5 protein-coding genes are annotated in these 4,308 nt (G+C 68.5%); 3 read left to right on the top strand and 2 right to left on the bottom strand.

Features of this window, described 5'->3' with window-relative positions:
- Both VFM98_RS06720 and VFM98_RS06715 read right to left on the bottom strand, forming a co-directional pair.
- Window positions 1-931, bottom strand: a 931-nt coding sequence (locus tag VFM98_RS06720; protein WP_325109135.1) for a sialic acid TRAP transporter substrate-binding protein SiaP, incomplete at its 3' end; no start/stop codon positions are given.
- A 31-nt stretch (window positions 932-962) separates the two neighbouring features.
- Entirely contained in the window at window positions 963-1,697 is a 735-nt protein-coding gene (locus tag VFM98_RS06715) for a FadR/GntR family transcriptional regulator (RefSeq protein WP_325109134.1), read from the bottom strand.
- Between the two features lie 161 nt (window positions 1,698-1,858).
- Between VFM98_RS06715 and VFM98_RS06710 the strand changes: the two genes are divergently transcribed.
- From VFM98_RS06710 to VFM98_RS06700, 3 genes are read left to right on the top strand one after another with little or no spacing between them, the layout of a single operon-like run.
- Window positions 1,859-2,605: an SDR family oxidoreductase gene (locus VFM98_RS06710; protein WP_325109133.1), complete on the top strand. Its 747-nt coding sequence runs from the start codon at window positions 1,859-1,861 to the stop codon at window positions 2,603-2,605.
- On the top strand, window positions 2,602-3,348 hold the full coding sequence (locus VFM98_RS06705; protein WP_325109132.1) for an SDR family NAD(P)-dependent oxidoreductase: 747 nt from the start codon (window positions 2,602-2,604) through the stop codon (window positions 3,346-3,348). The genes VFM98_RS06710 and VFM98_RS06705 overlap by 4 nt, the downstream gene beginning before the upstream one ends.
- A gap of 19 nt (window positions 3,349-3,367) precedes the next feature.
- Window positions 3,368-4,219 (top strand): fumarylacetoacetate hydrolase family protein, encoded by an 852-nt coding sequence (locus VFM98_RS06700; protein WP_325109131.1) that lies wholly within the window; start codon window positions 3,368-3,370, stop codon window positions 4,217-4,219.
- Window positions 4,220-4,308: the final 89 nt, after the last annotated feature.

Raw genomic sequence — 4,308 nt, 5'->3', positions numbered from 1 at the left:
GGTCGGTGGGCTTGGTGGCCTTCAGCACCGCTTGCCGGAAGGCGTTCTTGTCCACCGCGATGACGTTGTTGCCCTTCTTCTTGAACTCGTCGACCAGGCGCGTCTCGGAAGCGATGATCTCGCGGCCGGTCTTGTCGGCGGCTTCCTGCATCACCTCGGTGAAGATCTTCTTGTCGGCGTCCGAGAGCTTGTTCCACACGCTGCCGGAGACGATCGTCAGCAGCGAGTCGACGATGTGGCCGGTGAGCGAGATGTTCTTCTGCACCTCGAAGAACTTCTTGGCCTCGATGGTGGGCAGCGGGTTCTCCTGCGCTTCCACGGTGCCGTTCTGCAGGGCCAGGTAGACCTCGGCGAAGGCGATCGGCGTCGGGTTGGCGCCCAGCGACTTCGGGAAGGCCAGGTAGGCCGGCGCGTCCGGCACGCGGATCTTCAGGCCCTTCATGTCCTCGGGCTTGGTGATCGTCTTGTTGGAAGTGACGTGGCGCGCGCCGTAGTAGTTGAGGGCCACGATGTGGTTGCCGCTGGCCTTGTCGTAGCCGGCGGCGAGTTCCTTGAAGACGTCGCTCCTGGCGTACTTCAGCTGGTGCTCGGCGTCGCGGAAGATGAACGGGAAGTAGGAGATCGCCAGGGGCTGGTAGCTGCGGGCGGCGAAGCTGGCGCCGCTGAGGATGATGTCCACGGTGCCCAGCTGCAGGCCCTGGTTGATGTCCGATTCCTTGCCCAGCGTGGAGGCCGGGAACACCTGCACCTCGTAGCGGCCGTTGGTGCGCTTCTTGATCTCCTCGCCGGCCCAGACCGACCACTTGTGGAAGGGCTCCGAGGTCTCGTACACGTGGGCCCACTTCAGCTTCGTCTGCGCGAAGGCCGGGCCGGCGACGGCGGCGGCCAGGGCGCAGGCCGCGATGAGTTTGACGGTGAGGCGTTTGCTCATGGAGAGTCTCCTTGGGACGGTTGCTTTGGCTTCAGGAATGGTTGGCGCGGCGCCAGCTTGCGCTGTAGCGGCCGGTCGCCTTCTTCAGGTGCTGCTGCATCGCGGCGCGCGCCGCGGCGGCATCGCGGGCGCGGATCGCCTCCAGCACCGCGTCGTGTTCCACCAGGGCGGCGCTCCACGACGCGGGGTTCTCGAAATAGTCGCCCAGGCGCAGGAAGAGGGGGCCGTGGCGCGCGCTCCAGTAGCTGCGCACCGTGTCGGCCAGCACCTCGTTGCCGCAGGCCTGCGCCACGGCGGTGTGGAAGGCCTCGTCGCCGGCGCGCGGCTCGACGCCGGCGGCGGCTTCCTCGCGCATCTGGGCAACGGCCTGGGCGATCTGCGCGATCTGCGGCCTGCGCGCGTTGCGCGCGGCCAGCGCGGCCACTTCGGCTTCGACCAGTTCGCGCGCTTGCATCAGTTGCAGCGGGCCCCATTCGGCGCCTTCGGTATCCTTGGCGCCGGCGCTGCGCGTCGTGATCGTGGTGGTTCGCCGCCGGGGCGGCTGCACGTAGATGCCGGAGCCGGTGCGCACCTCGACCCAGCCCTCGACCTCGAGGGCGATCAGCGCCTCGCGCACCGAGGGCCGGCTAACGCCGAGCTGGCGGGCGAGATCGCGTTCGGCGGGCAGCCGCGTTCCTGCGGCAAACTCGCCCTGCGCGATCAGTCCGCGCAGCTGCTCCGCGATCTGGCGGTACAGGCGGTTCGATTCGACGGTCTGCAGCGGCACGGGTTGCTACGGATTGGCCAAGTGGTCAGGCCAATTAATATCCGGCCTCGGAGCGTCGCCACGCATCGGGATGTTCCCGTAGCTCCATAGTGGTCATCGCAGGCGCAGGGCTGCGCCGGCGCGCGGACCGCGGCGTCCGTTCCTTGAGGAGGATCAAGAAAATGCGACTCCAGGGCAAGACCGCCCTCGTCACCGCGGCCGGGCAGGGCATCGGCCGCGCCAGTGCGCTGGCCCTCGCGGCCGAAGGCGCGCAGGTGTGGGCCACCGATGTCGATCCCCGCCTGTTGGACAGCTACGAGGGCGTGGAAGGCATCCGCTGCGTGCAGCTCGACGTGCTGGACAAGGCCGCGCTCGCGCGCGTGATCGGCGCGATGCCGGCGCTCAATGTCCTGTTCAACTGCGCCGGCTTCGTCCATGGCGGCACCGTGCTGCAGGCCACCGACGAGGAATGGAACTTCGCGCTCAACCTCAACGTGCGCTCGCAGTTCTGGGCCATCCAGGCCGCGCTGCCGCGCATGCTGCAGAACGCGGGCGGCGCGGGCAAGGGCAGCATCATCAACATGGCCAGCGTGTGCAGCAGCATCAAGGGGCTGCCTAACCGCTTCATCTACGGCACCACCAAGGCCGCCGTGATCGGTCTGACCAAGAGCGTCGCGGCCGACTACGTGGCGCACGGCATCCGCTGCAACGCGATCTGCCCCGGCACCGTGGACACGCCTTCGCTGCAGGACCGCATCAACGCCAACGCCGATCCGGTGGAGGCGCGCAAGGCCTTCGTCGCGCGCCAGCCGATGGGACGGCTCGCCACCGCCGAGGAGATCGCGCCGCTGGTGGTGTTCCTCGCCAGCGACGAAGCGGCCTTCGTCACCGGCCAGGCCTATTCGGTGGACGGAGGCATCACGCTATGAACCAGCTCGATTTCCGCGACCGCCACGCGGTCGTCACTGGCGGCGCCGCAGGGCTCGGCCTCGCGATCGCGCAGCGCCTGGTGGCCTCCGGCGGCCGCGTCACGGTGTGGGACCGCGACGAGGAAGCGGCCGCGCGCGCGGCCCGCGAGCTCGGGGCGGCGCACGGCTACGTGGTGGTCGACGTGGCGAGCGAGGACTCGGTGCGCGCCGCCGTGCAGGCGACGCTGGCGCGCAACCCGCGCATCGACGCGCTCGTCAACAGCGCCGGCATCACCGGGCCCAACACGAAGGTGTGGGAGTACCCGGTGGATGCCTGGCGCCAGGTGATGGACGTGAACCTCACCGGCCTGTTCCTCTGCTGCCGCGAGGTGGTGCCGTCCATGCGGGCGGCGAACTACGGCCGCATCGTCAACATCGCCTCGGTGGCCGGCAAGGACGGCAACCCGAACGCCAGCGCCTACAGCGCGAGCAAGGCGGCGGTGATCGCCCTGACCAAGTCCCTGGGCAAGGAACTGGCCGACAGCGGCGTGCGCGTCAACTGCGTGACGCCGGCGGCGGTGAAGACGGCGATCTTCGACCAGATGAGCCCCGAGCACATCCAGTTCATGCTCTCCAAGATCCCCATGGGCCGCTTCGGCACGCCGGAGGAGATCGCGGCGCTGGTGGCCTGGCTGTGCACGGAGGAGTGCTCGTTTTCCACCGGCGCCGTGTTCGACCTCTCGGGCGGGCGCTCGACGTACTGAAAACAACGAAGGAAGAAAAATGAAACTGGTGCGCTATGGCAAGCCCGGCAAGGAAAAGCCGGGCCTCATCGATGCGGAAGGCAAGCTGCGCGACCTGAGCAGCGTGGTGCCCGACATCGGCCCCGAGCAACTGGGGCAGGTCGGGCTGACCCGCATCCGCAAGGTGAACCCGGCGAAGCTGCCGGCGGTGCGCGGCAATCCCCGCTTCGGCTGCCCGGTGGCGCGGGTGCCCAAGTTCATCGCCATCGGCCTGAACTACTCCGACCACGCGGCCGAATCGAACATGCCGATCCCGCCGGAGCCGATCGTGTTCATGAAGGCCACGAGCTGCATCCAGGGACCGAACGACCCGGTGATGCTGCCGCGCGGCTCGGTGAAGACCGACTGGGAGGTGGAGCTCGGCGTGGTGATCGGCACCACGGCGCGCTACGTTCCCACGACCAGGGCGCTCGCGCACGTGGCGGGCTACACCATCTGCAACGACGTGAGCGAGCGCGAGTTCCAGCTCGAACGCGGTTCGCAGTGGGACAAGGGCAAGGGCTGCGACACCTTCGGCCCGATCGGCCCCTGGCTGGTGACCGCCGACGAGATCCCGAACGTGCAGCGCCTGGGCATGTGGCTGGACGTGAACGGCCAGCGCATGCAGACGGGCAACACGCGCACGATGATCTTCAGCTGCGCCAAGCTCGTGAGCTACTGCAGCCACTTCATGACGCTGGAGCCCGGCGACGTGATCACCACCGGCACGCCGCCCGGCGTGGGCCTGGGCATGAAGCCGCCGAAGTACCTGAAGAAGGGCGACGTGATGACGCTGGGAATCGAGGGCCTGGGCGAGCAGCGCCAGCTGGTGGTGCCTTACAAGGCTTCCTGAGCGGGGAACGCGCCCCGCCGCGGGCGCGTCATTGCATGTGATAGACGACCGACACGCCCAGGAAGGTGCTGTTGGTGTTGGGGTTGGCG

It is taken from the genome of Ramlibacter sp., from assembly GCF_035706265.1.
In the GTDB taxonomy this organism is placed as follows: Bacteria; Pseudomonadota; Gammaproteobacteria; order Burkholderiales; family Burkholderiaceae_C; genus Ramlibacter.
This window is presented reverse-complemented; position numbering and strand designations above follow the sequence as displayed.